Origin of the sequence: Anaerostipes sp. 992a (genome assembly GCF_001940245.1) — a bacterium.
In the GTDB taxonomy this organism is placed as follows: domain Bacteria; phylum Bacillota; class Clostridia; order Lachnospirales; family Lachnospiraceae; genus Fimousia.
Map to the genome: position 1 here is coordinate 1,216,844 of NZ_MJIG01000004.1, position 25,011 is coordinate 1,241,854.

A 25,011-nucleotide genomic window follows, 5' to 3' on the forward strand; every position below is an offset into this window, starting at 1 on the left:
ACTCTAACCTCCTATAAGGTATACTTCATTTATCTATAAACTATTTCTTCTTGTTTGCTACTGTACGTTTTGGACCCTTACGAGTTCTAGCGTTTGTCTTAGTTTTCTGTCCACGAACTGGAAGACCACTTCTATGACGTTTTCCTCTATAACATCCAATTTCTTTTAATCGCTTAATGTTCATAGCGATTTCTCTACGTAAATCACCTTCTACTACCTGTGTTTCGTTGATGACAGCACTGATTCTTTTTACTTCGTCATCTGTTAAATCACGAACACGTGTATCAAGGCTAACATTTGCTTCTGATAAAATACGTCTAGAACTTGTAAGACCAATACCATAAATATAAGTAAGTCCGATTTCTACACGTTTATCTCTTGGTAAATCGACACCTGAAATACGAGCCATGTTTTTTCCTCCAAAATTAAATTAAAAATTCAATAATAATAATGATTCATTTAGATTAAAGCAACAATCTACGTATCCGCGTACGGTGAAATGTCATACGTATCTCATTCTTTAACAGTGTTTTGTTTCATTCATTTTTATATAATATCAGCACGAACAACACCTCCCGGTGGTTCACACTGCAGCCGCCTATGTTAAAAATAATTAAACATGAATAAATTACACAACAAAAGCAAGGATATTGCTTTTATCTACAATATGAAAATATTGTTCATTATCCTTGTCTTTGTTTGTGTTTTGGGTTTTCGCAAATAATTCTAATTGAGCCTTTTCTCTTAATTACTTTGCATTTTTCGCAGATTGGTTTTACTGATGCTCTTACCTTCACTTCACTCTCTCCTTTCCCAAAAACGTTCGGATTCAAGTATATCATATAAAATCCTGGATATCAAGATTTTTTTCAAATTTTTTTATTTATCTCTCCAGATAATTCTTCCCTTTGTCAGATCGTATGGAGATAATGCCAGTGTTACCTTATCACCAGGTAAAATCTTAATGTAGTTCATTCTTAATTTCCCACTAATGTGAGCCAATACGATATGTCCACCTTCAATTTCTACTTTGAACATTGCGTTTGGAAGTTTTTCTAATACTACGCCTTCGATTTCAATTGCTTCTGATTTTGCCATATATAATCCTCCTTAGATGCAGAAGCCTGCATGGCACCTACTTTTTGTGCAGATGCCGATCCAGCGCTTCATTTATATCATCGTCTGTAATCTTACAATTATTATTTAGTTTCTGTTTTACCTCATCGTCCATGCAGCATTGAATCTGAACATGTCTTTTCTTCTTCTTTTTTGGCTCGTCGATCTTTTTTGTAATACCATTTACCAAATATACATATTCATCATCGGCGTTCCATATGATATAAGTCTTGCCTTTATCATGTCCTGCCTTTGATACTGCATAATAACCAATTTTATAATCCATCTTTCCTGCCTTCTCTATTTTGTCAGAGATAAGATTTCATATCCGTCTTCTGTAATCAATACTGTATTTTCATAATGTGCAGACAAGCTTCCGTCTGCAGTAACGACTGTCCAGTCATCGTCCAGCCAGCATACATCATAATGACCTGCATTTACCATCGGCTCGATTGCAAGGGTCATTCCTGCCTTTAATTTCATTCCTTTTCTTCTTCCCGCAAAATTTGGAATTTCCGGAGCCTCATGAAGATTGCTTCCGATTCCATGTCCTACAAGATCTCGAACAACCGAAAATCCATTGGCCTCTACATACTTTTGAATCGCTCTTGAGATATCAAATAAATGATTGCCCTCTTTTGCATATTTTAAACCTTCAAAAAAGCTTTCTTTGGTTACTTCTATCAGTTTACTGGCCTCTTTGGATATTTCTCCAACTGCATGGGTCCGGGCTGCATCCGAATGATACCCTTTATAGATCACCCCTGCATCCAGGCTGACAATATCACCTTCGTCGATGATATGATCCTTTGTTGGAATACCATGTACTACTTCATCATTTACCGATACGCAAATGGATGCCGGATAGCCCTGATAGTTTAAAAAAGAAGGAATGCAGCCGTAGCTCCTTATAATCTCCTCACCCAGTCGGTCAATATCCAATGTGGACATCCCAGGCTTTATGGCCTTGCCAAGCTCCTCATGGGTAATAGCAAGAATTCTTCCAGCCTCTCTCATTAATTCAATTTCTCTTTCGGATTTGATCGTTACTGCCATATTCTATGCACCTAAAATCTTTACAACATTTTCAAATACTACATTAATATCAAGTGTACCATCCATTTCTACCAGGCATCCTGCCTTTTTATAGTAGTCGATCAATGGCTGGGTCTGTTCATGATAAACATCTAAACGTTTCTGAACAGTTTCTGGTTTATCATCGTCACGTAAGATCAGTTTTTCGCCACATACATCACATACGCCCTCTGTCTTCGTAGGGTTATAAACAAGATGATAGGTAGCTCCGCATCCTACACATGCTCTTCTCCCTGACATACGTTTAATAATATGATCATCTGGAACTTCAATGTCCAATGCATAATCAATTTTATCCTCGCCCAGTGCCGCATCTAACGCTTCTGCCTGTGGGATGGTACGTGGAAAACCATCCAGGATATAGCCTTCCTTACAGTCTTCCTTCTGAACACGGTCCACAACCAGATCAACGACCAATTCATCTGGAACTAACAGTCCCTGGTCCATATAGCTTTTTGCTTTTTTACCAAGTTCTGTTCCGTTTTTAATATTTGCTCTAAAAATATCACCCGTAGAAATATGAGGGATTCCATATTTCTCGGAAATCATCTTTGCCTGTGTTCCCTTTCCTGCGCCAGGGGCACCCAACATAATTATTTTCATTTAAAAGTTCCTCCTACTTCCCTATATGCACAAATAAGCTGTAGGACTCCTACAGCTTAGTGTTTATGCATTAATCATTTAAAAATCCTGTATATTTACGTACGAGGATTTGAGATTCAATTTGCTTTTTCGTTTCAAGGATAACACCAACAACGATAATCAATGATGTTCCTCCAAATGAAACGTTGGCACTGAATACTCCATTAAAGAAAAATGGAATAACTGCCACAATTACTAAACCAGCTGCACCAATGAAAATAATATAGCTAAGCAGACGGTTTAAATATTCCTGTGTTGGTTTTCCTGGACGGATACCTGGAATAAATCCCCCTTGCTTCTTCATGTTATTTGACACTTCAATTGGATTGAATGTAATGGATGTATAAAAATAAGCAAATAATATTACTAACAGAATATACACAACAAGACCTGCTGATCTTGCTGGATGATCCATATCAAACCATGAAGATGAGCTTAAACTAACTAGTATCTTTCCGATCACTCCATTATTCTGATAATGAAACAGATTTTGAATGATCAATGGAAATTGTAAGATTGATGATGCAAAAATAATTGGGATAACACCGGCTGTGTTAACTTTTAACGGAATATGGGTGGATTGACCTCCAACCATCTTTCTTCCCTGAATTTTTTTTGAATACTGAATTGGTATATGACGTTCTCCATCACTTAAAATAATGACAAAGACTGTCGTAAATATAACAACTCCTGCGATAATTACTCCCGCAATCAATGCTGGTCCGATTTGTTTGCCTTTCATGAACTGTTCATAAAGGACATAAAAATCGTTTGGCATTCTTGAGACAATATTGACTAACAGGATAATGGAAATTCCATTACCAATACCGCTTTCTGTGATTCTTTCCCCTAGCCACATTACTAATACTGCCCCTGATGTCAAGGCAACGATCATAGTAATGATAGATAACGCATTATAGTCAGCTCCTAAGGTACCCTGCTTTGCAAATGCAATGGCCATACTTCCACTCTCGATCAAGCCCAGAACTACGGTTAAATATCTGGTAATCTTATTCATTCTCTTACGGCCATCTTCACCATCTCGATGCATTTCCTCCAATGCAGGAATCGCAATGGTCAGAAGCTGCATAATAATAGATGCCGTAATATATGGTGTAACATTCAAAGCAAAGATTGACATAGATAAGAAAGAACCACCTGTAAATGAATTCATTAAGTTAAATGAATCTCCTAATGTACTCTGCAGATACGCGCTCACCTGAGCGCTGTCAATACACGGAATCGGTAATTGACAGCCCAGACGAACCACTGCCACTGCGAACACAGTAAACAGAAATTTCTTCCTAAATTCTTTAGTCTTCAGAGCCTTCACTAGCGTATTAGACATACTAGATCACCTCAGCTTTTCCACCTAAAGCTTCAATTTTTTCTTTTGCAGATGCACTGAATGCATTTGCCTGAACTGTAAGCTTTTTCGTTAATTCTCCATTTCCAAGAATTTTAACTCCATCTTTTGGATTAGAAACAACACCTGTTTCGACTAATGTTTCAACGGAAACAACAGCTCCGTCTTCAAATCTTTCTAATGCTGATACGTTAATTCCAACGATTGTTTTAGAGTTTCTGCATGTGAAACCACGTTTTGGAATACGTCTATATAAAGGCATCTGTCCACCTTCAAAGCCTGGTCTTGTGCCACCGCCTGAACGTGCTTTCTGTCCTTTGTGTCCTTTACCAGCTGTTTTACCATTTCCAGAACCATGTCCACGGCCTCTTCTAAAAGTATCGCTGTGTTTTGATCCTTCTGCTGGACGTAAATTTGATAAATCCATCGTAGCACCTCCTTATGAATTAAATTTCTTCAACTTTTACTAAGTGATTCACCTGTTTGATCATACCTCTAACGCAAGCATTATCTGGCATTTCTACAGTCTTGTTCACTTTCTTCAATCCTAAAGCTTCTAATGTCTTTTTGTGCTTAGGAATTGCTCCGATTGGAGATTTTACTAAAGTAATGTTTAATTTTTCTGCCATGATTCACTACCTCCTAACCTAATAGCTCTTCTACAGTTTTACCGCGAAGTTTAGCTACTTCTTCTGGAGTTTTTAATTTAGTTAATCCTTCGATTGTAGCAAGTACTACGTTCTGTTTATTGTTTGAACCTAAACATTTGGAACGGATGTTTTTGTAACCTGCAAGATCAAGTACCGCACGAGAAGGACCACCAGCGATAATACCAGTACCTTCTGGAGATGTCTTTAATAATACAGATGCACTACCGAATTTACCAATAAAGTCATGTGGAATACTTCCGTTTTCATCCATAGGAACCTTTACTAAATGTTTAATTGCATCTTCTTTTCCTTTGCGAATCGCTTCAGGAATTTCAGCCGCTTTACCTAAACCAGCACCAACGTGTCCGTTTTTATCACCAACAACTACTAAAGCTGCGAATCTCATGTTACGTCCACCTTTTACTACTTTGGTAACACGTTTGATTGATACAACTGTTTCTTCCAGCTCTAAATTGCTGGCATCAATGATTGTACGCTTCATACTGTTTTCCTCCTATTAAAATTCTAATCCAGCTTCTCTAGCTGCATCTGCTAATGCCTGAATTTTTCCCTGATATACAAAACCGCCTCTATCGAAAACAACTGTTGTAATACCAGCTGCAATTGCTTTTTCTGCAATTACTTTTCCTAAATATGCTGCTGCTGCAACATCATTGGTTTTTTCTAATTCAGCTTTTACATCTTTCTGTAATGTAGACGCTGAAACTAAAGTATTACCAACTGTGTCATCAATAATCTGAGCGTACATATGATTGTTACTTCTAAATACAGCTAAACGTGGTCTTTCAGCTGTTCCGCTAAAACGGTTACGAATTCTTAAGTGCTTTTTTGCACGAATTTTACTTCTTGATTCTTTCTTAACCATTGTATTTCACTCCTTTAATTATTATTTACCAGTCTTACCAACTTTACGTCTGATTACTTCATAATCGTACTTAATACCTTTTCCTTTGTATGGTTCAGGTCTTCTTAAGTCTCTGATTTCAGCAGCGTATTGGCCAACTTTTTCTTTATCGATACCTTTGATGATGATTTTGTTCTGTCCTTCCATAACAGATTCAATTCCTTCAGGATCTGTCATAACTACAGGATGTGAAAAACCAAGGTTGAAAGTGATCTCTTTTCCTTTTTTAGAAGCTCTGTAACCAACACCGTTGATTTCAAGAACTTTCTGGTATCCTTCAGTAACACCAGTTACCATATTTGCGATTAATGTTCTTGTTAAACCATGTAATGATTTCATTTTCTTTAAATCATTAGGTCTTGTAACAACAACCTGATTATCTTCAACTTTAATTTCCATTTCAACAGGTAAACATTTTTCTAATGTACCTTTAGGACCTTTTACAGTCACTTTGTTTCCTTCTGCAACCGCTACTTCTACTCCTGCAGGGATAGCGATTGGTAAACGACCTATACGAGACATAGGTATACCTCCTTAAATTGTCGGAAAGAGACTTGTGCTCTTTCTGTTTTCAGAATCTTTTTTAATATATCATTTATATATTTATATAAAAACCTTTTTTTGTGAAATCCAGATAAAATTTATCTGAATTTCAACAAGGTTTTCATTCTACCAAACGAATGCTAATACTTCTCCGCCAACGTTTAATGCACGTGCTTCTTTGTCTGTTAACACACCTTTGTTTGTAGAGATGATTGCAATACCAAGTCCACCTAATACTTTAGGAAGATCTTCGCAGTTTGCATATACACGAAGTCCAGGTTTAGAGATTCTCTTAAGACCTGTAATAATCTTTTCGTTTTTATCTGCACCGTATTTTAATGTGATTACGATTGTATTAAAACCATTTTCTTCAACGATTTCAAAGCCTTTGATGAAACCTTCTTTTTTAAGGATTTCAGCGATAGCTAATTTCATTTTTGAAGATGGAACTGAAACTGTATCATGTTTAGCAGTGTTTGCATTACGGATTCTTGTAAGCATATCTGCAATTGGATCGCTCATTGTCATTGTAAATTGCCTCCTTCCTGAATTTACCAGCTTGCTTTTTTCACGCCTGGGATTTGTCCTTTGTATGCTAATTCACGGAAGCAAATTCTGCAGATTCCGTATTTTCTTAAGTAAGCATGTGGACGACCACAAATTCTACAACGGCTGTATTCTCTAGTGGAGAATTTTTGTTTCTTCTGCTGTTTAATTTTCATTGCTTTTCTTGCCATGATAGATCCTCCTAACTATTTTTTATATGGCATACCGAATAAAGTTAATAATTCGCGGGCTTCTTCATCAGTATTTGCTGTTGTAACAAAAATGATGTCCATTCCTCTTACTTTATCTACTTTATCGTATTCAATTTCTGGGAAAATTAACTGTTCTTTAATACCTAATGCATAGTTTCCTCTTCCATCGAATGCATTAGGGTTAACACCTCTAAAGTCACGTACACGTGGAAGTGCTAAGTTGATTAAACGATCAGCGAATTCATACATTCTTTCGCCTCTTAATGTTACTTTACATCCGATTGGCATACCTTCACGTAATTTGAAGTTCGCAACAGATTTTTTAGCCTTTGTGATCACTGCCTTCTGACCTGAGATTGTTTCAAGATCTTTGATAGCAGCATCTAATACTTTTGCATTATCTTTTGCTTCGCCAACGCCCATGTTGATAACGATCTTATCTAATTTTGGTACCTGCATGATGTTGCTGTAACCAAACTTTTTGTTCATAGCATCTACGATTTCGTTCGTATATTTTTCTTTTAATCTACTCACCTTGAATGGCCTCCTCTCTAATATTAATCAATAACTTCGCCTGTTGATTTAGCGATACGTACTTTCTTTCCATCTTCGACTTTGTATCCAAGTCTTGTTGCTTTTCCATTGTGTACGTACATAATATTAGAAATATCAATAGGAGCTTCCTGGCTTACGATGCCGCCCTGCTGATTTGCCATTGATGGTTTCATGTGTTTAGAAACCATGTTAATGCCTTCAACGATAGCTGTATTGTTTTTTCTATTAATAGCAATTACCTTGCCTTCTTTATCTTTATCTTTACCAGCGATAACCTTTACTAAATCGCCTTTTTTAATTTTGATTGCTGACACAGTTACACCTCCTTATAATACTTCTGGTGCTAATGAAACAATTTTCATGAATTTCTTGTCTCTCAGCTCTCTAGCTACTGGTCCAAAGATACGTGTTCCTCTTGGGTTCATGTCATCTTTAATAATAACTGCAGCATTTTCATCAAATCTAATATATGAACCGTCTTTACGACGAGCACCTTTTACTGTACGAACAACAACGGCTTTTACAACATCACCTTTTTTAACAACACCGCCTGGTGTTGCATCTTTAACAGTAGCAACGATGATATCGCCGATGTTAGCATATCTTCTTGTAGATCCGCCTAAAACTCTAATGCAAAGTAATTCTTTTGCACCAGTGTTATCAGCAACTTTAAGTCTTGACTCCTGTTGAATCATGCCTAATCTCCTTCCTCTGATAAGTTATGAAATTATTTTGCTTTTTCGATAATTTCTACAAGTCTCCATCTCTTATCTTTAGATAAAGGTCTTGTTTCCATAACTTTTACTCTATCTCCAATGTTACATTCGTTATTTTCGTCATGAGCTTTTAATTTGTAAGTTCTCTTAACGATCTTATTATATAATGGATGTTTTACATTATCTTCGATTGCAACAACTACTGTTTTGTCCATTTTATCACTAACAACTTTCCCGATACGGGTCTTTCTCAGATTTCTTTCCACAACAAATTCCTCCTTCCATTAAGCATTTGCTTTTTCAGTGATTGCTCCCTGAATTCTAGCAATATTTCTTCTAACTTCTTTGATTCTGCTTGTATTGTCAAGCTGATTTGTTGCGTTTTGGAATCTTAAGTTGAATAATTCCTTTTTAGCAGCTACTAGCTCATTGTTTAATTCTGCAACTGATTTTGCTTTTAAATCTTTAACATATTCTTTAGTTTTCACTGTTGTCACCGCCTTCTAAATCTTCACGAGAAACGATTTTACATTTTACTGGCAATTTATGAACAGCAAGACGTAAAGCTTCTCTAGCTACTTCTTCGGATACTCCAGAAATTTCGAATAATACACGGCCTGGTTTCACTACTGCTACCCAGTATTCTAAGTTACCTTTACCTTTACCCATTCGAGTTTCAGCTGGCTGTGCAGTTACTGGTTTGTCTGGGAAAATCTTGATCCAAACTTTACCACCACGTTTGATATAACGAGTCATAGCAACACGGGCTGCTTCGATCTGATTAGATCTGATCCATGCTGGTTCTACTGCTACGATACCATATTCACCATTTGTGATTCTATTACCACGCATAGCTTTTCCTCTCATAGAACCGCGGAACTGTTTACGACGTTTTACTCTCTTTGGCATTAACATTACTGATTTCCCCCTTCCTTAGCTTCTTTCACTGGAAGTACTTCACCATGATAAATCCATGTTTTAACACCAACTTTACCATAAGTTGTGTCAGCTTCTGCAAATCCATAATCAATGTCAGCACGAAGTGTCTGTAATGGAATATTTCCTTCGCTGTAGAATTCTGTACGAGCCATATCTGCTCCACCTAAACGTCCAGATACAGAAGTTTTGATTCCTTTTGCTCCGGCTCTCATTGTTCTCTGCATGCAAGATTTCATTGCACGTCTGAAAGAGATACGGTTTTCTAACTGTGCTGCAATGTTTTCAGCAACTAACTGAGCATCTTTGTCTGGTCTTTTTACTTCTTTGACATCGATTAAAACTCTCTTGCCAGTCATTTTTACTAACTGTCTTTTTACTTCTTCGATTGCAGAACCACCTTTACCGATTACGATACCTGGTTTTGCTGTATATACGATTACTTTTACTCTATTAGAAGCTCTTTCGATCTCGATCTTAGCGATACCTGCGCTATATAATTTCTTTTTCAGGAAAGTTCTGATTTCGTTATCTTCAACTAAGTTATCAGCAAAATCAGCTTCCGCATACCATCTGGAGTCCCAATCTTTGATAACTCCGACTCTTAAACCATGAGGATTAACTTTCTGTCCCATTGTTGCCTCCTTATCTTTCATCAAGCACGATTGTAATGTGACTCATACGTTTTTCGATTCTATAAGCTCTACCCTGTGCTCTAGGTTTAATTCTCTTCATTGTAGGTCCTTTATTTGCATAACATTCTGCAACGTAAAGGTTTTCTGGATTCATACCGTTGTTATTTTCTGCATTTGCAATTGCAGATTTTAATAATTTTTCTATTAAGCTTGAAGCGTATCTTGGATTGTAAGCTAAAATACCAAGTGCTGTCTGAACATCTTTACCTCTGATGGCATCTAATACGAAGCAAGCTTTAGTAACAGACACTCTAGCGTAAGATAATTTTGCTGATGGTCTGGTATCTTTATTTGCATTTCTTTCTCTTTTAATCTGGGATCTATGTCCTTTAGCCATGGATGAAACCTCCTTTCAATTTTCCTTATCGACGTGATTTCTTTTCGTCTTTTCCATGTCCTCTATAAGTTCTTGTAGCAACGAACTCTCCGAGTTTGTGTCCTACCATATCTTCTGTTACATATACAGGTACATGTTTTCTTCCATCATGAACAGCGATTGTGTGTCCAACGAAAGATGGGAAAATTGTTGAACGACGAGACCAAGTTTTGATCACTGTTTTTTCACCTGTACTATTCAATGCATCTATTTTCTTAAGCAGGCTTGCATCTGCAAAAGGCCCTTTTTTAAGTGAACGTGCCATTCGGTTACCTCCTATTATTTAACGTTTTTACCGTCTCTTCTTCTGATAATCATCTTATTAGACTGTTTGTTTTTCTTACGAGTTTTTAAACCAAGTGCTGGTTTACCCCAAGGTGTACATGGACCTGGACGACCAATTCCAGTCTTACCTTCACCACCACCGTGTGGATGGTCATTAGGGTTCATAACAGAACCACGTACAGTTGGGCGGATACCCATGTGACGTTTACGTCCTGCTTTACCGATGTTAACAAGTCCGTGTTCGATGTTACCAACCTGGCCGATTGTTGCTCTACATACAACAGGAACCATTCTCATTTCTCCAGAAGGTAAACGAAGTGTTGCGTATTTCCCTTCTTTTGCCATTAACTGTGCAGAGTTTCCTGCTGAACGAACTAACTGTGCGCCTTTTCCAGGGTGCATTTCAATGTTGTGAATTTCTGTACCAACTGGAATATTTTCAAGAGGTAAGCAGTTACCTACTCTTACTTCAGCTTCAGGACCATTCATTAATTTATCTCCAACTTTTAATTTGTTAGGAGCAATGATATAAGCCTTTTCACCATCTGCATATGTGATCAATGCAATGTTAGCTGTTCTGTTTGGATCGTATTCGATTGCTACAACTGTTGCAGGAATACCATCTTTATTTCTTTTGAAATCGATAATTCTATATTTTCTTCTTGAACCGCCACCGCGATGTCTTACTGTAATTTTACCCTGATTGTTACGACCAGCATTTTTCTTTAAAGATACTGTTAAAGATTTTTCAGGAGTATCCTTTGTGATTTCCTGGAAATCTAAACCAGTCATCTGTCTTCTAGAAGGTGTATATGGGTTGTATGTTTTAATTCCCATTTTGATCTCCTTTCATTTTAAACGAATTTATTGTCACTCTTTCGTGAGTATAAGTTACTTTAATTTTACAGACCTTCGAAAATTTCGATATCTGCACTATCTTCTGTTAAGAATACGATAGCTTTTTTTGTTTTAGCAGTTTTTCCGTAAACCATTCCACGTCTTTTTGTTTTTCCATCGCAGTTCATTGTGTTTACTTTTGCTACTTTTGTTCCTTCGAACATTTTTTCAACTGCTTCTTTGATCATGCTCTTATTTGCTTCTGGATGAACTAAGAAAGTGTATTTCTTTTCTACCATAGCGTTCATGCTTTTTTCTGTTACGACTGGTTTCAGAATAACGTCATAGTATTTTAAACTTGCCATTATGCATACACCTCCTGGATTTTTTCTACTGCAGCTTTAGAAGCAACAACTGTGTCGTATTTTAAGATATCATATACGTTGATTGTGTTTACTAAAGCAGTTTTTACAGTTGGGATATTTCTTGCAGATAATACTAAGTTATCATCTTTTTCTCCCATAACTACTAATGCTTTGTTTGCGTTTACTGCGCTTAACATAGCTACTACATTTTTAGTCTTGATTTCATCAAATTTGAATTCATCAATTACTACGAATTTATTTTCATTTAATTTTGCTGTTAATACGGATTTAAGAGCTGCTCTCTTTTCTTTCTTGTTCATTTTTACAGAGTAGTCTCTTGGTTTTGGAGCAAATACAACTCCACCACCTGTCCACTGTGGAGCACGGATAGATCCCTGTCTTGCGTGACCTGTTCCTTTTTGTCTCCAAGGTTTTCTACCACCGCCACGAACTTCTGAACGAGTTTTAGCACTCTGTGTTCCCTGACGTTTATTTGCAAGCTGGCTTACTACTGCCAGATGCACTAAATGTTCATTTACTGGAGCTGCGAAAACTGCATCGTTAAGTTCTAACTTATCAACTTCCTGACCAGCCATATTTAAAACAGATACTGTTGCCATCTGTAAGTCCTCCTTCCTTCAGCCAATTAAGCCTTTACTGATTCTTTTAACACTACTAAAGATTTTTTAGGTCCAGGTACAGAACCTTTTACTAAGATAATGTTATTTTCAACGTCAACTTTTACTACTTCTAAGTTCTGGATTGTAACCTGTTTTGCACCCATTTGACCTGGCATCTTTTTACCTTTGAATACTTTACTTGGGTCAGATGCAGAACCGTTAGAACCTGCGTGACGATGATACTTAGAACCATGTGTTTTAGGACCTGTTGATAATCCGTGTCTCTTGATACCGCCAGCAAATCCTTTACCTTTAGAAGTTGCTGTTGCATCAATTTTGTCACCTTCTGCAAAGATGTCTGCTTTGATTTCCTGTCCTACTGTGTATTCTTCTACGTTTTCAAATTTGAATTCTTTTACGAATTTCTTTGGACTAACGCCCGCTTTGTCAAAATGACCTTTTAATGGTTTGTTTGTTGCTTTTTCTTTTTTGTCAGCATAACCAACCTGTACTGCACAGTAACCATCGTTTTCTACTGTCTTGATCTGTGTTACCACACATGGACCAGCCTGTAATACAGTTACTGGAGTTAACACGCCGTCTTCATTGAAGATTTGAGTCATTCCGACTTTGGTTGTTAAAATCGCTTTCTTCATTAATATTTCCTCCTATTTAATCTACAGCGGATTTTAAAATTTGGCTTTCGCCTGCTTAAAATCATCCTAGACGCTATGAAAGCTTAGGGGGTTCCCTATCTATCTCATAACCCTTAAGGATTGTTGCCTATTTCTGTTTCATCTTGATATCGATGTAAACACCAGCTGGCATTTCTAATCTAGATAATGCATCAACTGTTTTCTGAGTTGGTGTGATGATATCGATCAATCTCTTATGTGTTCTCTGTTCGAACTGTTCTCTGGAATCTTTGTAGATATGTCTGGATCTAAGAATTGTTACTACTTCTTTCTTAGTAGGCATTGGTACAGGACCACTCACCTTTGCTCCAGTTTTCTTTACAGTTTCGATGATGCTCTTTGCAGATGCATCGATTAATTGATGATCATACGCCTTCAATGTGATTCTCATTACTTGACTTGCCATAAAAAAAGTCGCCTCCTTTTCGTACTTTCGGTACGACAAGCGGTGACTGTACACTCCTCCGTGTGTGTCGTAAGCTTCACACACTGCGTCTCTGCTCTCTTTAGCAGATTGTATTCAGTACAGTGACTTGTCGCCAGTTTTCAATAACTTGACATTCGCTCCACGGAAAACCTGCACAAAACCTTACGTTTTTTCATGCAGCAACCTCGCGCTTCTTCGCTATCATGTCACAACAGTCTTTAGTATAAAGGAAAACCACGCAAAATGCAATAGAAAAATTGTATTTTTTTTCGAACACTAACAAGCCAAGCAGCTTCCCACCTCCAAAGAGACTATGTAAAGGTTTCTGCTCTCTGACAGAAAAGCGGAGCAGACAGATATGCTGTCTGCTGCACATCACAATAAATGACTGTAAGCTTGCTTGCAGAGTCATTTATTGATGGGCAACACGACGCTTTTCGTCAAATTTTTCGTTGCTCACGATACAGGAACCTACAAACCTGCTTGCAATAGGCTATTTAGAGGTGGAAGATATTCGGCGACTAGCCGAAAGCGAGACGGAGCACCGCGGAGTCGAGGTTCTGCTTGGCCAACTTCATATAAGAACTTCATTGGTCGTATAGTAAAAAAAATAACCATCAGCAACCAAAAAACCCCTATTATTTATCAGACTTTCACTTTATTGGTCGTCTAACCTCACTTTACCATCCATACGACCATAATTCCGTTAATTTTTGGTCGTAAAATCCATTTTTCATCCCAAACACACCAATTCAGATCTTAACTCTTATCTTTCTATCATCCAAATGGTTGCTATTGCAAATCATTTTATAATTACAACCAAATTTCTGCAAATGCCTTTCTACCTATTAAATAGTTACTTGCTCATCTCACATATCTGATAATCTTTCGTATTCTGAAGTTCAAAATCTACTCCATCTGTAGTATATACATTCCGATCTTCACCAATAAACACCGCTTCCGCATTGTATTCATCTAAAATCTTGAGACTCTTCTCCATTCCCAGTACAAAGCACGCAGTAGATAATCCATCACTATCAATTCCAGAATCACAAACGATCGTAACAGAAATCAATCCGGGATTTGAAGGATATCCGGTAGCACTATCCAGAATATGATGATACCGTTTTCCATCTTTTTCAATATACTTCTCATAATCTCCAGAGGTTGATACAAATTTATCACCTTTTACATTGACCACCCCTACCATTTCACCAGTTTCTCCGCGTGGATCCTGCACCCCAACGCTCCAGTTTTCTCCGCCCGGCTTTTCTCCATATACACATAGACTTCCTCCTACGGAGATAATGGCACCAGTAACTGAATCCTGATTCTTCAGATAAGCCATAGCCTTATCTGCGCCAATCCCTTTTCCTACTGCGCCCAAGTCCACCTGCACCTGATCCGGATCTGTAGTCACATTCCGTCCATCTATGGATATCTTCTTATAATCAATTTCCTGCATGGCTTTCTTAATTTCTGATTCTTCAGGAACTCTGGCATGATCTCCTCCAATGTCCCATAATTGAGCCAGAACTCCAACCCCTGGATTCAAAGCCCCATCGGTATCACTGGCAATCTGAAGCGAACGCTCCAGCCATGCAGCCACATCCTCGTCCACTTCCACCGCTTCTTTGGAATGATTCATCGTATAAATCTCACTATCCTCTTTGCGCCACGAAATCTGCTCTTCCTCTATTTTCTTTAAAAGCTCGATTATGTCACCGCCTGCCTTCTCACAAGCATCCGCCTGCCCATAAAGTACTTCAGACACCGTCGTTCCCATGGCAAAATCCGTATTCGTATATTTAGAAGCCTCCAATTGCTTTCCACAACCAGCCAGAACGAGCAGACACCATACACTGATCATCACACCTGCGATCCATCGCTTCATTTCCGTCACTCCTCTACTTACTCCATCTTCCGCTGGCTCCACACGGAAGCACCAAGCCATTGCTGCTTACCGGCAGTCCCACTTCGTCCGCCTGAACCTTTCCGCCAAATTTCGGAACAATTTCTGTTCCCATCATATAGGAAAGAACTGCTGGCTGAAGTCCAGTTGTATAGCTGTTGATCAGGAAAAACAATGGATCATCTGATAAAATCTTTGTACATAATTGAACAAATGGATAGATCTTCTCCTCAATCTTCCAGATTTCCCCCTTCGGTCCTCTTCCATAAGAAGGTGGATCCATGATAATTCCATCATAATGATTGCCACGACGAATCTCTCTCTCTACAAACTTCACACAATCATCCACCAGCCATCTGATCGGCGCATCTTCCAGTCCAGATGCTTTTGCATTCTCTCTCGCCCAGGTAACCATCCCCTTAGATGCATCTACGTGAGTCACCTTGGCTCCTGCTTTTGCCGCAGCAAGTGTTGCCCCTCCAGTATAAGCAAAAAGATTCAATACTTTAACAGGTCTTCCTGCATTTCTAATCTTCTCAGAAAACCAATCCCAATTCGTCGCCTGTTCCGGGAATAATCCGGTATGCTTAAAACTAAATGGCTGCAAGTTAAATGTGAGCCCTTTATATCCAATCTGCCATTTCTTCGGCAAATCAAAAAATTCCCATTCTCCTCCACCACGTTTACTTCTATGATAATGCGCATTCGGCCGTTTCCATCCCCTTAATTTCTTCGGTGTATTCCAAAGCACCTGAGGATCCGGGCGAACCAGAATATAATCACCCCAACGCTCTAATTTTTCTCCACTTGAAGTATCCAACACTTCATAATCATTCCATCCATCTGCTATCCACATAATCGTTCCTCTTTCTATTTCTTCTATCATCAATTTTTCGGAAGCCTTTTAATAATTTCTCCAACCACAATTCCAATCAGCACCCCTGCAGTCGTTCCAGAAAGCAAAAGCACCGGAAAATAATAAATCAATCTTCCCGTCTCCAGCACTAGTATTGCCACAACAAGCTGACCAACATTATGACTGACACCTCCAGCCACACTAACACCTATCGGACTAAATCCTCCAATCTTTTTAAGAAGGATCATCAGTGTAAGACTTAGCATTCCTCCTGCCATACTGTAAAGAATCATCATCAGATTCCCAAACAGAAATCCAGACAAAAGAATTCTGGCAACAGAAATGGCATACGCTTCCTTAGCACCTGCCATGTACAATAATACCATAATCACACCATTTGCCAACCCGATCTTCACGCCAGGAATCCCAATCTGAATCGGTATCAGCATCTCCACATAAGAAGCCACAAGTGCTAATGCAAGAAACAATCCTCCCTGCGCTGTTTTTTTCACCATAATTACTTTTCTCCTTATTATGCAAGACTTCTGATTTATTATAACAAAAAAGAAGTAGAATTGCACTCTACTTCTTTCTCGTTAAGGAATGATTATATATGATGACTTTTATTGTGGATATAATCCCATACTAAATACAAAGGCGATTACTACTGCTAAAGGTCCTGTGATCACACGGGAATATAATACCGCTGGTACACCAAGCTCGATGGTAGAAGATTCTGCTTCTCCTAAGGATAATCCTACTGGTACGAAGTCTCCACCAACCTGTGCATCGATAGCAAATAATGCTGGTAATGCATACTGAGCTGGGATCGCGCCTGCACCGATCTGATCACCAAGCAATACTCCTACCAACTGCGCGATTACTGCTCCAGGTCCTAATACCGGAGATAAGAATGGCAATGCACAGATAAAGGAAATCGCAAGCATTCCTGGTAATGTAGAACATAAAGGTGAAATTGTCTTTGCAATGACATTACCTAAACCGGAAGCTGAGATAATACCTAATAATGTGGATGTAAATGCCATGAATGGAAGAATATTTTTAATTACCATTTCAATAGAATCACGTCCTGCCGCAAAGAATTTATTTACGACTTTACCAATTCCAATACCTAATCTTGTAATAAAGTTAGCACTTGATGCAGCTTCTTCTTTTGCAGCTTCCTTCTTAGCCTGAACATCTTCTTTTGAAGGAGAAGTGCTTGCCACTTTGCTGACAGCTGCAGCACCTTCACCCGCTAAAGTTATTTCTTTTTCTGTTACACCAGAAACATAGATGTCTTCTTTGATAAATGCTGCCAATGGTCCAACTGCACCAACCGGATTCAGGTTAATCGTAAAAATCTTTTTCTTAGGATAAACACCACATCTTGCAGTACCACCGCAATCCACGACTGCAATCAATACTTCTTCATCTGGAACATTATTCTTATATCCATCAATTGCTTCACATCCTGCAAGCTCTGCAACCTTAGCTGCTACTGGATGAATCCCACCACCTGCAGTAACGCACAATACTTTATTGCATTTATCATCTGGTTTTACTGTTAATGGACCGCCCCATCCACCGGCACCGGCTGTAATTGTAACTGCTTGATAACTCATCTTACTTCCTCCTCTTAATTTCCTGCTTTGCTAGATAATACTGCATAAATTCTTTCCGTTAATAAACCACGAATCAGAATCACGATCAGACCTACGATAAAGTAACGAACTGCCAATTCTCCAATCTGAAATCCCAGCTTCTGAACGCCTGCGGCAATACCCATATATACGAATAATTCACCAGCATTTGCATGAGGGAACAAACCAGTTACTGGATGTAAGAAAGATACACAGGCATCATAATATGCCGGTTTATATTTTTCATCTACAAAACGTCCAAATGTATAACACATTGGGTTTGCCAGACACAACACTGCGATCACCGGCAAAATAAGATATCTGCAAAGAAAATTTCCCGTAATCTTAGAACAGAACTTTTCCACTCGATCTTCCCCAATCAATTTGATCACTGAATTTACTGCTGTCATCAGACAGATTACCGATGGGATAATCCCTGTTACCCACCCTGTTAAGGTTGTTGCTCCTTCATTGAATACACTCATGAAGGCATTTGCGAATGTAGAAATTGCTTCCATATTCTCTTCTCCTTTCAAATATACATGAATTTCCTTCTTTTTCTTTTTGTGCAACTACTACAATGCCTGGGCCTCTTACGGCATTGCAATAGCCTGCATGTGTTAATTAATGTAATATCTAAGAAATATTAGAATTACACCCAATCAGTTACTACTGATCATTACAAATCTAATTTTATCAATATCTTGCTTAAAGTCAACCGTATTAAGTTGAAATAATGTATAAGTGTATTTTTTATAAATTCTATATATACATTTGTATAAAATCTATAGATTATAGTTGCATTTTCTCAAAGAAATCAATATTTTTTATCCATTTGTATAAATAAATTCATTTGTATAAATAGATACTATCTTTTCCTCAAACACTACCGTATTTCATAGGATTTTTTACTTTTTTACTATAGCAATATATATAAAAAAAGAAATTTCCTATTCCATAAAAAATCAGGCATTTCCCGGGATAATACACCAGAAAATGCCTGCCAACACGGACAATCCTTTATTCTATTTTAGGAGAAAATGGCCAACAACCACCTATTATTACTATTTTGTTTCAAATACAGAATAGTAATGTTTTAAACAGCTCTGGATACCTGCTTTGATAGCAGCTCTTAAAGATAGATAGTCTTTTGCTTTGCTTTCGTCTGCAGATGCCATTGCAGCAAGATATAAGTCTGTATAGATATTTACTTTAGAGATTCCTTCTTTCGCACAGCGGTTTAAGTTGTCATCTCCAGAGCCAGATCCTCCATGAAGCACCAATGGTACATCGGTTGCCGCATGAATCTCTGCGAGACGGTCAAAGCTGATCTCTGGGATTGCTTTTGCCTTGTATACTCCATGTGCCGTTCCGATGGAAATTGCCAGAGAATCACATCCGGATTCTTCACAGAATTTCTTTGCCTCTTCTGCAGTTGTGTACAGTGCATCTGTATCATTCTCATCGAAGTTGCTTGCAACGTGTCCGATCTCTGCTTCTACGGATACATCCTTTGCTTTGGCATATTCCACCACTTCCTTTGTGATAGCAACATTTTCCTCAAAGCTCTTCATGGATGCGTCGATCATAACGGAAGTAAATCCAAGATCAATGGCCTTTTTACATGTTTCTACACTCATACCATGGTCTAAATGCAGTACAACCGGTACAGATGCAGCATCTGCATATTTCTTTCCAACCAGCGCAGCATCCTCCAGAGTAAGGTTATCTCCCAAATGTGCTTCTGCCACACCGACAATCAGAGGCAGACCTAACTCTTGTGCTACCCCGACATGATATTTGATGCTTTCCATATCCAATACATTGGCAGATGGAATGGCATAATGTCCTTGCTGTGCTTTTTTAAATAATTCTTTAGAATTCACTAACATTGTTCAAACCTCCAAATATTGATATTCATCCTTTCTACAATATCCCCCTGTTATTTTACGCCATAATGCTTTAATAAGATTTCTTCTGCTTCTGCATTCCACAATCCATTATGAGCATCACAGCTATCTGCCAATTTAGCATAAAGCGGATCTGTCTCTCCTAATTTACGGAAATCTGCAATTGCAGTCAATGGCATTTCAAACTGTAAGTAAGTCAGCTTCTTTCCTCCTGGAATTTTTGGAAGATTCATGGTTGTATCTACAATTGTATCAATTCCTCCTACATGAGTGATCATAACCGCAGGTTTAATCAACCCTTTTGCTGATTTATCAACAACCTCTTTAATATCAGAAATCAGACTTCCAGTACAGCCAACATAATGATGTTTTGCATAATGAACGTTATACAGGTTCACTTCTCCTGAAAACTGACTATCTGCAGGACCGGCAAAAATATTCAAACATCCATCTGTCGCAAGAATCTTATCTGCCACTTCTGCCATAGAACGTACTGGTGCATATACAAACACATCATCATATCCTTTGCCACCAGTAAGTTCCATCAGGCCAGCAACTTGATCTTCCATATTTGCTGTATTTACATAGAGAAGTTCAATTCCCTTTTCTGCAGCTTCACTTACCGGAATCACCTGTGCTGCCCGCTCCAGACGTTCATCACTGATTTCTGTAACTACCACTCTTTTTGGTTTATTTTCCGTAGCCAATGCATAGCTGATTGCACCCAGACCCATAGGGCCACAGCCTCCCATGATGATCAAGTCCCCGCCTGCTTTATTTCCGATGCTATGTTCGTAGCTTTCCGGTATGGTATGGAACATGGAATGGAACCCTCCGATACAGCACGCCATCGGTTCTGCAATAGATGCTTCAAAGTATGATCCTTCATTATGCATCAAACAACCTTTTTCAATAACATCTCCTGGAAAGATCGCATAAGTGGATGCCCCTCCAAAATATGGATAAGAATATCCTGGCGTCTCCATCTGTCCTGGAATCTGTGGCTGCTGTGCAAATCGGTCTCCCGGCTTGAACTGATCTGCCCACTTTGCTCCGACTTTGACAATATCACCGGAAAATTCATGTCCAATAATAATTGGATTTTCCGCAATTCCTTCCGGCACTCGTTTATGCTTTTCTCCCTGTTTCACTGTTTTATAAGTAGACATACAAATACTATCACAAATAATTTTTACTAAAATTTCATCATCTTTGATCTCTGGAAGCTCAAATTCTTCCAAACGAATATCATCAACACCGTATAATCGAACACCTTTTGCCTGCATAATATCCTCCTACTTTACCTGAATTTTCATTTATTTTCATTTCTATGGTTAAATATTAGCATATATTTTCATTTTCTGCAACCAGTATTTTCATTTATTTTTATTTTGTAGGCTTCCCATTCCAAAATTTAATCACAAAAAAAGAAGGAGACAAAGCTCCTTCTCTTTATAATAAATACCTTCTAAAAAATCTCGATCATTGCACCAGAAACCAGATCAGCTGCTGTAATAGGATCATCTCCTTCTAACATAATGCATCCTGGTCTTTCTGCTTCTGGACCACCTTTAAAGTCAACGGTACAATGTCCCAATCCTCTTAATGTTTCATTGGCTTCTGAACCAACCGCTGACACATTGAAAACTTTATTGGCGATTACAAATGTATCACCGGTTTCCACATCAGCCAACAATTCTGCCGGTTCATGAAGAACACACAATTCTGCAAGTGCAGGTGGTGCATCATTATTAAAAATAATAATAAAATTTGTTTCCGGATCCCCTAAAAATGCAAATGCATCTGGTCCATTTCCTGTGATTTTAGATCTAAATTTCATTTCAGTCACCTCATATTTATGCTAATTTTATTGTGGATATAATCCCATACTGAATACAAAGGCGATTACTACTGCTAAAGGTCCTGTGATTACACGGGAATATAATACGGCTGGTACACCAAGCTCGATGGTAGAAGATTCTGCTTCTCCTAAGGATAATCCTACTGGTACGAAGTCTCCACCAACCTGTGCATCGATAGCAAATAATGCTGGTAATGCATACTGAGCTGGGATTGCGCCTGCACCGATCTGATCACCAAGCAATACTCCTACCAGCTGTGCGATTACTGCTCCAGGTCCTAATACTGGAGATAAGAATGGTAATGCACAGATAAAGGAAATTGCAAGCATTCCTGGTAATGTAGAACATAAAGGTGAAATTGTCTTTGCAATGACATTACCTAAACCGGAAGCTGAGATAATACCTAATAATGTGGATGTGAATGCCATGAATGGAAGAATATTCTTAATTACCATTTCGATAGAATCACGTCCTGCTGCGAAGAATTTATTAACAACTTTACCAATCGCAATACCTAATCTGGTAATAAAGTTAGCACTTCCTGCTGCTTCTTCTTTCGCTGCTTCTTTTCTTTCTTGCATTGCTGTTTTTTTATCGCCGGAAGCTGCTTTGGATGCTCCCTGTGTACCTTCTCCAGCAAATACAACATCTTTTTCTGTTACACCAGAAACATAGATGTCTTCTTTAATGAATGTTGCTAATGGTCCTACTGCTCCAACTGGATTTAAGTTTACAGTAAAGATTCCTTTCTTAGGATAAACACCACATCTAGCAGTACCACCACAGTCTACAACTGCAACTAACACTTCCTGATCTGGTACATTATTCTTATAACCATCTACTGCTACGCCACCAGTCATATCAGCAATTTTCTGTGCTACTGGATGGATTCCGCCTCCGGCAGTAACACATAAGATTGTTTTACATTGATCTGTTGCCTGAACGGTCAAAGGTCCGCCCCAGCCACCTTGTCCTGGATTTAATGTAACTGCTTTATAACTCATAATCTAACCCCCTTACGCTCTTTTTGCCAGTATTGCGTAAATTCTTTCTGTAACGATTCCACGAATCAGAATTACGATCAAACCTACGATAAAGTAACGAACTGCCAAATCACCAAGAGGGAATCCCAGTTTTTCAACTCCTGCTGCAATACCCATGTAAACGAATAATTCACCGGCATTTGCATGAGGGAATAAACCTGTTACAGGATGTACAAAAGATACTGCCGCATCATAATATGCTGGTTTGTACTTTTCTTCTACAAAACGTCCAAACGTATAGCACATTGGGTTTGCCAGACAGATAACTGCTAATACAGGCAATACCAGATAACGACAAATAAAGTTTCCTGTAATTTTCTGACAGAAGTTTTCCACTCTGTCCTCACCAATCAACTTAATGACTGAGTTAACCGCTGTCATCAGACAGATTACTGTTGGGATAATTCCAGTCACCCAACCCATTAAAGTCTCAGCACCTGCATTAAATACGCTCATAAATGCATTTGCAAAAGTAGAAATTGCTTGCATTCCTACCCCTCCTTCCAATATTTTATTATAACGTTGCTCTCTATGTAATAAGCTCTCCGTCACCGAAAAAATGCTTGGGCCTTCATCGTTCCGGTGCCCTTGGGCTTTTTACACCACCCTATAAGTCATCGATATCAAAATCATCATCTGATGCCGGGATTACCTCCGCTGAAGTCTCCTCCCCTTCTCCAGCATGACTGAATCTCATCTCAAGCGCTTCCATCGCCTGAATATGTCCTTTATAAAACTTCTGGCGCTTTTTCGGCATCGCCCGAAATTCCTCCAGATAATCATAGATACTTTCACCGACCATCGGACGATCCAGTATCTTCTCCATTGGTTTAAAGTGGGCCAATAATGTAATCCCTTCCATAATCTCGCCGCCAGTAATAATCCCTTCACTGTCGCAACCGATAATCACAATGTTCCCACTAGATAATAAACGACTTCTCTTTTGTCCAATCCCCAGATTTCCCAACTGTCTGCATCTCTGAATCGCTTTTTTATAGCCACGAATCTGAATAATCGAACCAAATGACTGTAGTGTAAACAATACAAACATCAATAGAAAAATCCATTTAATTCCTTCCATTTTTTCCAGTCTTTCCTTCCTAGTTAGCAATTTATACAAAACAGCATGTGAAACACACTCTGTTTTTGTTGAATCTATATATTATTTTACTATATTCTTGCTGTCTGTCAACCTTTTGAGGTTGAAAATATGTATAAGTACTTTTTTAAGAACAATTATTGAATGTTTTGTTCATAAAACTATGCTTTTTTATTTATCTTGCGTGATACCTTCTCTATTTTTCAACTTATCCCGATATTTTCCATAATATCCAGCACTAATTTCATCCTTTTTTGGTGTATGATAGCTTGATAACATATTATCAATAGCCTGCTCTATTTTCTGGGATACCGTAGGCTTGATTCCACGTTCTCCTTTCATAAGACAAATAATCCTATACGCCTTTGGATTCTTTTTGGCGTACACCAAAACAAACACTGACAAAATACCTATGGTAAACATCCCACAAGCCATCTGAATCCAGATACCACTCATCTTCTCTTTCTCTTTTTTCACCTGAGCATAGGATAAAAGGGATGTTTTCCCCGTTTTTATCTCATAAAGAACCTTCTGTCCCTTTCTTGAAAATCCATTCCCTTCTTCCGATAATATCTGCACCTGTTTTTTTGTATCTTTACATAATTTCAGACCATCTAAATCAAGTTTCTTCGCCATGCCACGTTCTATAACAAATGTATGCTCATCGTAATCTAGCATGATCGTTATATCTCCGCTTCCAGATTCCGTTATTTTTGTAACGATTCCTGTATCTCGCAAAAGCTGGCTTTGCTCTGGCATCTTTTGAACATATGCATAAATCAGCATCAGACCACCGAGAACAAAACTAATGATAACAAATAATTTCCATCCAAATACGGATGCTTCCTTCACTTTTTCTACTTCTTCATCCGTCCAGGCAGAATTGCTGTGATATTCCTGCAGTCCCTCTCTGCCTATATTTAAAATAATAGCAATTCCATAAATTCCACTGGCAATCAATATGCCCCACATATTTCTAATCTCCTTTATCCCGCACCTTTTCTATAAATTGTATTGTTTTTCATCACATGAAAAAGTTAAAAAAATTTCTTATGTAACGAAAAAGGACATAGTACAAACTATG

The 25,011-nt window shown here is 38.3% G+C and carries 40 protein-coding genes; all 40 read right to left on the bottom strand.

All coding sequences use genetic code 11. The annotated features are described in order from the left end of the window. Window positions 1-40: 40 nt before the first annotated feature. Entirely contained in the window at window positions 41-409 is a 369-nt protein-coding gene (rpsM, locus tag BHF69_RS10095; protein WP_075671182.1) for a 30S ribosomal protein S13, read from the bottom strand. Window positions 410-683: 274 nt separating this feature from the next. Next, window positions 684-797: a 50S ribosomal protein L36 gene (gene rpmJ, locus BHF69_RS10100; RefSeq protein WP_021915989.1), complete on the bottom strand. Its 114-nt coding sequence runs from the start codon at window positions 795-797 to the stop codon at window positions 684-686. Between the two features lie 82 nt (window positions 798-879). Then, window positions 880-1,098: a translation initiation factor IF-1 gene (gene infA, locus BHF69_RS10105; protein ID WP_075671184.1), complete on the bottom strand. Its 219-nt coding sequence runs from the start codon at window positions 1,096-1,098 to the stop codon at window positions 880-882. A 37-nt stretch (window positions 1,099-1,135) separates the two neighbouring features. Further along, window positions 1,136-1,402 (bottom strand): hypothetical protein, encoded by a 267-nt coding sequence (locus tag BHF69_RS10110; protein ID WP_075671186.1) that lies wholly within the window; start codon window positions 1,400-1,402, stop codon window positions 1,136-1,138. Window positions 1,403-1,416: 14 nt separating this feature from the next. After that, complete coding sequence (map, locus tag BHF69_RS10115) at window positions 1,417-2,172, bottom strand: type I methionyl aminopeptidase (RefSeq protein WP_075671188.1); 756 nt, start codon at window positions 2,170-2,172, stop codon at window positions 1,417-1,419. A gap of 3 nt (window positions 2,173-2,175) precedes the next feature. After that, a complete protein-coding gene (locus BHF69_RS10120; RefSeq protein ID WP_075671190.1) occupies window positions 2,176-2,814 on the bottom strand; it encodes an adenylate kinase in 639 nt (212 codons plus the stop codon). A gap of 70 nt (window positions 2,815-2,884) precedes the next feature. Further along, window positions 2,885-4,201: a preprotein translocase subunit SecY gene (gene secY, locus BHF69_RS10125; protein WP_075671192.1), complete on the bottom strand. Its 1,317-nt coding sequence runs from the start codon at window positions 4,199-4,201 to the stop codon at window positions 2,885-2,887. Between the two features lies 1 nt (window position 4,202). Further along, window positions 4,203-4,646: a 50S ribosomal protein L15 gene (rplO, locus tag BHF69_RS10130; protein WP_075671194.1), complete on the bottom strand. Its 444-nt coding sequence runs from the start codon at window positions 4,644-4,646 to the stop codon at window positions 4,203-4,205. Window positions 4,647-4,665: 19 nt separating this feature from the next. Further along, on the bottom strand, window positions 4,666-4,848 hold the full coding sequence (gene rpmD, locus BHF69_RS10135; protein WP_075671196.1) for a 50S ribosomal protein L30: 183 nt from the start codon (window positions 4,846-4,848) through the stop codon (window positions 4,666-4,668). A 13-nt stretch (window positions 4,849-4,861) separates the two neighbouring features. Then, window positions 4,862-5,371 (bottom strand): 30S ribosomal protein S5, encoded by a 510-nt coding sequence (rpsE, locus tag BHF69_RS10140; protein WP_075671198.1) that lies wholly within the window; start codon window positions 5,369-5,371, stop codon window positions 4,862-4,864. A 15-nt stretch (window positions 5,372-5,386) separates the two neighbouring features. After that, complete coding sequence (rplR, locus tag BHF69_RS10145) at window positions 5,387-5,755, bottom strand: 50S ribosomal protein L18 (RefSeq protein ID WP_075671199.1); 369 nt, start codon at window positions 5,753-5,755, stop codon at window positions 5,387-5,389. A 21-nt stretch (window positions 5,756-5,776) separates the two neighbouring features. Next, entirely contained in the window at window positions 5,777-6,316 is a 540-nt protein-coding gene (rplF, locus tag BHF69_RS10150; protein WP_075671201.1) for a 50S ribosomal protein L6, read from the bottom strand. A gap of 147 nt (window positions 6,317-6,463) precedes the next feature. Further along, window positions 6,464-6,865 carry a 30S ribosomal protein S8 gene (gene rpsH / locus BHF69_RS10155; protein WP_075671203.1) on the bottom strand — a complete coding sequence of 134 codons (402 nt, stop codon included), beginning with the start codon at window positions 6,863-6,865 and terminating at the stop codon, window positions 6,464-6,466. Window positions 6,866-6,888: 23 nt separating this feature from the next. Continuing rightward, window positions 6,889-7,074 (bottom strand): type Z 30S ribosomal protein S14, encoded by a 186-nt coding sequence (locus BHF69_RS10160; RefSeq protein ID WP_075671205.1) that lies wholly within the window; start codon window positions 7,072-7,074, stop codon window positions 6,889-6,891. Window positions 7,075-7,089: 15 nt separating this feature from the next. After that, the gene (gene rplE / locus BHF69_RS10165; RefSeq protein ID WP_075671207.1) at window positions 7,090-7,629 is read right to left on the bottom strand and encodes a 50S ribosomal protein L5; all 540 of its coding nucleotides are present in this window, start codon (window positions 7,627-7,629) and stop codon (window positions 7,090-7,092) included. 23 nt (window positions 7,630-7,652) lie between these two features. Further along, window positions 7,653-7,964, bottom strand: coding sequence for a 50S ribosomal protein L24 (rplX, locus tag BHF69_RS10170; RefSeq protein ID WP_075671209.1), 312 nt, complete (start codon window positions 7,962-7,964; stop codon window positions 7,653-7,655). Window positions 7,965-7,976: 12 nt separating this feature from the next. Beyond that, window positions 7,977-8,345 (bottom strand): 50S ribosomal protein L14, encoded by a 369-nt coding sequence (gene rplN, locus BHF69_RS10175; RefSeq protein WP_075671211.1) that lies wholly within the window; start codon window positions 8,343-8,345, stop codon window positions 7,977-7,979. A gap of 32 nt (window positions 8,346-8,377) precedes the next feature. Then, on the bottom strand, window positions 8,378-8,632 hold the full coding sequence (gene rpsQ, locus BHF69_RS10180) for a 30S ribosomal protein S17 (protein ID WP_075671213.1): 255 nt from the start codon (window positions 8,630-8,632) through the stop codon (window positions 8,378-8,380). An 18-nt stretch (window positions 8,633-8,650) separates the two neighbouring features. Beyond that, on the bottom strand, window positions 8,651-8,854 hold the full coding sequence (gene rpmC, locus BHF69_RS10185; RefSeq protein ID WP_075671215.1) for a 50S ribosomal protein L29: 204 nt from the start codon (window positions 8,852-8,854) through the stop codon (window positions 8,651-8,653). Then, entirely contained in the window at window positions 8,844-9,281 is a 438-nt protein-coding gene (gene rplP / locus BHF69_RS10190; RefSeq protein ID WP_075671217.1) for a 50S ribosomal protein L16, read from the bottom strand. The genes rpmC and rplP overlap by 11 nt, the downstream gene beginning before the upstream one ends. Continuing rightward, window positions 9,281-9,937, bottom strand: a complete 657-nt coding sequence (gene rpsC, locus BHF69_RS10195) for a 30S ribosomal protein S3 (RefSeq protein WP_075671219.1) — start codon at window positions 9,935-9,937, stop codon at window positions 9,281-9,283. Before rpsC ends, rplP begins: the two co-directional genes overlap by 1 nt. 10 nt (window positions 9,938-9,947) lie before the next feature. Further along, window positions 9,948-10,334 carry a 50S ribosomal protein L22 gene (gene rplV / locus BHF69_RS10200; RefSeq protein WP_075671221.1) on the bottom strand — a complete coding sequence of 129 codons (387 nt, stop codon included), beginning with the start codon at window positions 10,332-10,334 and terminating at the stop codon, window positions 9,948-9,950. Window positions 10,335-10,359: 25 nt separating this feature from the next. After that, on the bottom strand, window positions 10,360-10,638 hold the full coding sequence (gene rpsS / locus BHF69_RS10205; RefSeq protein ID WP_075671223.1) for a 30S ribosomal protein S19: 279 nt from the start codon (window positions 10,636-10,638) through the stop codon (window positions 10,360-10,362). Between the two features lie 14 nt (window positions 10,639-10,652). Then, complete coding sequence (gene rplB / locus BHF69_RS10210) at window positions 10,653-11,495, bottom strand: 50S ribosomal protein L2 (RefSeq protein ID WP_075671225.1); 843 nt, start codon at window positions 11,493-11,495, stop codon at window positions 10,653-10,655. A gap of 65 nt (window positions 11,496-11,560) precedes the next feature. Next, on the bottom strand, window positions 11,561-11,860 hold the full coding sequence (rplW, locus tag BHF69_RS10215; protein ID WP_075671227.1) for a 50S ribosomal protein L23: 300 nt from the start codon (window positions 11,858-11,860) through the stop codon (window positions 11,561-11,563). Beyond that, window positions 11,860-12,480, bottom strand: coding sequence for a 50S ribosomal protein L4 (gene rplD / locus BHF69_RS10220; protein WP_075671229.1), 621 nt, complete (start codon window positions 12,478-12,480; stop codon window positions 11,860-11,862). Before rplD ends, rplW begins: the two co-directional genes overlap by 1 nt. Window positions 12,481-12,506: 26 nt before the next feature. Further along, window positions 12,507-13,136 carry a 50S ribosomal protein L3 gene (rplC, locus tag BHF69_RS10225; protein ID WP_075671231.1) on the bottom strand — a complete coding sequence of 210 codons (630 nt, stop codon included), beginning with the start codon at window positions 13,134-13,136 and terminating at the stop codon, window positions 12,507-12,509. A gap of 127 nt (window positions 13,137-13,263) precedes the next feature. Next, window positions 13,264-13,581, bottom strand: coding sequence for a 30S ribosomal protein S10 (rpsJ, locus tag BHF69_RS10230; protein WP_075671233.1), 318 nt, complete (start codon window positions 13,579-13,581; stop codon window positions 13,264-13,266). A gap of 877 nt (window positions 13,582-14,458) precedes the next feature. After that, window positions 14,459-15,496, bottom strand: a complete 1,038-nt coding sequence (locus BHF69_RS10235) for an FAD:protein FMN transferase (protein ID WP_075671235.1) — start codon at window positions 15,494-15,496, stop codon at window positions 14,459-14,461. Window positions 15,497-15,509: 13 nt separating this feature from the next. Beyond that, a complete protein-coding gene (locus BHF69_RS10240; protein WP_075671836.1) occupies window positions 15,510-16,370 on the bottom strand; it encodes a class I SAM-dependent methyltransferase in 861 nt (286 codons plus the stop codon). A 29-nt stretch (window positions 16,371-16,399) separates the two neighbouring features. After that, window positions 16,400-16,885, bottom strand: a complete 486-nt coding sequence (locus tag BHF69_RS10245; protein ID WP_075671237.1) for a Gx transporter family protein — start codon at window positions 16,883-16,885, stop codon at window positions 16,400-16,402. 108 nt (window positions 16,886-16,993) lie between these two features. After that, complete coding sequence (gene srlE, locus BHF69_RS10250) at window positions 16,994-17,995, bottom strand: PTS glucitol/sorbitol transporter subunit IIB (protein ID WP_075671239.1); 1,002 nt, start codon at window positions 17,993-17,995, stop codon at window positions 16,994-16,996. A gap of 14 nt (window positions 17,996-18,009) precedes the next feature. Beyond that, on the bottom strand, window positions 18,010-18,531 hold the full coding sequence (gene srlA, locus BHF69_RS10255; RefSeq protein WP_075671838.1) for a PTS glucitol/sorbitol transporter subunit IIC: 522 nt from the start codon (window positions 18,529-18,531) through the stop codon (window positions 18,010-18,012). A 546-nt stretch (window positions 18,532-19,077) separates the two neighbouring features. Continuing rightward, entirely contained in the window at window positions 19,078-19,905 is an 828-nt protein-coding gene (locus BHF69_RS10260) for a class II fructose-bisphosphate aldolase (protein WP_075671241.1), read from the bottom strand. Window positions 19,906-19,955: 50 nt separating this feature from the next. Continuing rightward, window positions 19,956-21,209 carry a zinc-binding dehydrogenase gene (locus BHF69_RS10265; protein ID WP_075671243.1) on the bottom strand — a complete coding sequence of 418 codons (1,254 nt, stop codon included), beginning with the start codon at window positions 21,207-21,209 and terminating at the stop codon, window positions 19,956-19,958. Window positions 21,210-21,391: 182 nt separating this feature from the next. Continuing rightward, window positions 21,392-21,763, bottom strand: coding sequence for a PTS glucitol/sorbitol transporter subunit IIA (locus tag BHF69_RS10270; RefSeq protein ID WP_075671245.1), 372 nt, complete (start codon window positions 21,761-21,763; stop codon window positions 21,392-21,394). Between the two features lie 27 nt (window positions 21,764-21,790). Beyond that, a complete protein-coding gene (gene srlE, locus BHF69_RS10275) occupies window positions 21,791-22,789 on the bottom strand; it encodes a PTS glucitol/sorbitol transporter subunit IIB (RefSeq protein WP_075671247.1) in 999 nt (332 codons plus the stop codon). Between the two features lie 12 nt (window positions 22,790-22,801). Next, a complete protein-coding gene (gene srlA / locus BHF69_RS14465) occupies window positions 22,802-23,317 on the bottom strand; it encodes a PTS glucitol/sorbitol transporter subunit IIC (protein WP_075671249.1) in 516 nt (171 codons plus the stop codon). Window positions 23,318-23,435: 118 nt separating this feature from the next. After that, window positions 23,436-23,909: a transcriptional regulator GutM gene (locus BHF69_RS10285; RefSeq protein WP_075671251.1), complete on the bottom strand. Its 474-nt coding sequence runs from the start codon at window positions 23,907-23,909 to the stop codon at window positions 23,436-23,438. Between the two features lie 189 nt (window positions 23,910-24,098). Next, window positions 24,099-24,899: a hypothetical protein gene (locus tag BHF69_RS10290; RefSeq protein WP_075671253.1), complete on the bottom strand. Its 801-nt coding sequence runs from the start codon at window positions 24,897-24,899 to the stop codon at window positions 24,099-24,101. Window positions 24,900-25,011 lie beyond the last annotated feature (112 nt).

Excerpts from the sequence above, each read along its gene's own strand:
- rpsM (WP_075671182.1), bottom strand. The coding sequence starts at position 409 with ATGGCTCGTATTTCAGGTGTCGATTTACCAAGAGATAAACGTGTAGAA.
- infA (WP_075671184.1), bottom strand. The coding sequence starts at position 1,098 with ATGGCAAAATCAGAAGCAATTGAAATCGAAGGCGTAGTATTAGAAAAA.
- BHF69_RS10110 (WP_075671186.1), bottom strand. The coding sequence starts at position 1,402 with ATGGATTATAAAATTGGTTATTATGCAGTATCAAAGGCAGGACATGAT.
- map (WP_075671188.1), bottom strand. The coding sequence starts at position 2,172 with ATGGCAGTAACGATCAAATCCGAAAGAGAAATTGAATTAATGAGAGAG.
- BHF69_RS10120 (WP_075671190.1), bottom strand. The coding sequence starts at position 2,814 with ATGAAAATAATTATGTTGGGTGCCCCTGGCGCAGGAAAGGGAACACAG.
- secY (WP_075671192.1), bottom strand. The coding sequence starts at position 4,201 with ATGTCTAATACGCTAGTGAAGGCTCTGAAGACTAAAGAATTTAGGAAG.
- rplO (WP_075671194.1), bottom strand. The coding sequence starts at position 4,646 with ATGGATTTATCAAATTTACGTCCAGCAGAAGGATCAAAACACAGCGAT.
- rpmD (WP_075671196.1), bottom strand. The coding sequence starts at position 4,848 with ATGGCAGAAAAATTAAACATTACTTTAGTAAAATCTCCAATCGGAGCA.
- rpsE (WP_075671198.1), bottom strand. The coding sequence starts at position 5,371 with ATGAAGCGTACAATCATTGATGCCAGCAATTTAGAGCTGGAAGAAACA.
- rplR (WP_075671199.1), bottom strand. The coding sequence starts at position 5,755 with ATGGTTAAGAAAGAATCAAGAAGTAAAATTCGTGCAAAAAAGCACTTA.
- rplF (WP_075671201.1), bottom strand. The coding sequence starts at position 6,316 with ATGTCTCGTATAGGTCGTTTACCAATCGCTATCCCTGCAGGAGTAGAA.
- rpsH (WP_075671203.1), bottom strand. The coding sequence starts at position 6,865 with ATGACAATGAGCGATCCAATTGCAGATATGCTTACAAGAATCCGTAAT.
- BHF69_RS10160 (WP_075671205.1), bottom strand. The coding sequence starts at position 7,074 with ATGGCAAGAAAAGCAATGAAAATTAAACAGCAGAAGAAACAAAAATTC.
- rplN (WP_075671211.1), bottom strand. The coding sequence starts at position 8,345 with ATGATTCAACAGGAGTCAAGACTTAAAGTTGCTGATAACACTGGTGCA.
- rplP (WP_075671217.1), bottom strand. The coding sequence starts at position 9,281 with ATGTTAATGCCAAAGAGAGTAAAACGTCGTAAACAGTTCCGCGGTTCT.
- rpsC (WP_075671219.1), bottom strand. The coding sequence starts at position 9,937 with ATGGGACAGAAAGTTAATCCTCATGGTTTAAGAGTCGGAGTTATCAAA.
- rplV (WP_075671221.1), bottom strand. The coding sequence starts at position 10,334 with ATGGCTAAAGGACATAGATCCCAGATTAAAAGAGAAAGAAATGCAAAT.
- rpsS (WP_075671223.1), bottom strand. The coding sequence starts at position 10,638 with ATGGCACGTTCACTTAAAAAAGGGCCTTTTGCAGATGCAAGCCTGCTT.
- rplB (WP_075671225.1), bottom strand. The coding sequence starts at position 11,495 with ATGGGAATTAAAACATACAACCCATATACACCTTCTAGAAGACAGATG.
- rplW (WP_075671227.1), bottom strand. The coding sequence starts at position 11,860 with ATGGCAAGTTTAAAATACTATGACGTTATTCTGAAACCAGTCGTAACA.
- rplD (WP_075671229.1), bottom strand. The coding sequence starts at position 12,480 with ATGGCAACAGTATCTGTTTTAAATATGGCTGGTCAGGAAGTTGATAAG.
- rplC (WP_075671231.1), bottom strand. The coding sequence starts at position 13,136 with ATGAAGAAAGCGATTTTAACAACCAAAGTCGGAATGACTCAAATCTTC.
- rpsJ (WP_075671233.1), bottom strand. The coding sequence starts at position 13,581 with ATGGCAAGTCAAGTAATGAGAATCACATTGAAGGCGTATGATCATCAA.
- BHF69_RS10235 (WP_075671235.1), bottom strand. The coding sequence starts at position 15,496 with ATGAAGCGATGGATCGCAGGTGTGATGATCAGTGTATGGTGTCTGCTC.
- BHF69_RS10240 (WP_075671836.1), bottom strand. The coding sequence starts at position 16,370 with ATGTGGATAGCAGATGGATGGAATGATTATGAAGTGTTGGATACTTCA.
- BHF69_RS10245 (WP_075671237.1), bottom strand. The coding sequence starts at position 16,885 with ATGGTGAAAAAAACAGCGCAGGGAGGATTGTTTCTTGCATTAGCACTT.
- srlE (WP_075671239.1), bottom strand. The coding sequence starts at position 17,995 with ATGAGTTATCAAGCAGTTACAATTACAGCCGGTGCCGGTGGATGGGGC.
- srlA (WP_075671838.1), bottom strand. The coding sequence starts at position 18,531 with ATGGAAGCAATTTCTACATTCGCAAATGCCTTCATGAGTGTATTCAAT.
- BHF69_RS10260 (WP_075671241.1), bottom strand. The coding sequence starts at position 19,905 with ATGTTAGTGAATTCTAAAGAATTATTTAAAAAAGCACAGCAAGGACAT.
- BHF69_RS10265 (WP_075671243.1), bottom strand. The coding sequence starts at position 21,209 with ATGCAGGCAAAAGGTGTTCGATTATACGGTGTTGATGATATTCGTTTG.
- BHF69_RS10270 (WP_075671245.1), bottom strand. The coding sequence starts at position 21,763 with ATGAAATTTAGATCTAAAATCACAGGAAATGGACCAGATGCATTTGCA.
- srlE (WP_075671247.1), bottom strand. The coding sequence starts at position 22,789 with ATGAGTTATAAAGCAGTTACATTAAATCCAGGACAAGGTGGCTGGGGC.
- srlA (WP_075671249.1), bottom strand. The coding sequence starts at position 23,317 with ATGCAAGCAATTTCTACTTTTGCAAATGCATTTATGAGCGTATTTAAT.
- BHF69_RS10285 (WP_075671251.1), bottom strand. The coding sequence starts at position 23,909 with ATGGAAGGAATTAAATGGATTTTTCTATTGATGTTTGTATTGTTTACA.
- BHF69_RS10290 (WP_075671253.1), bottom strand. The coding sequence starts at position 24,899 with ATGTGGGGCATATTGATTGCCAGTGGAATTTATGGAATTGCTATTATT.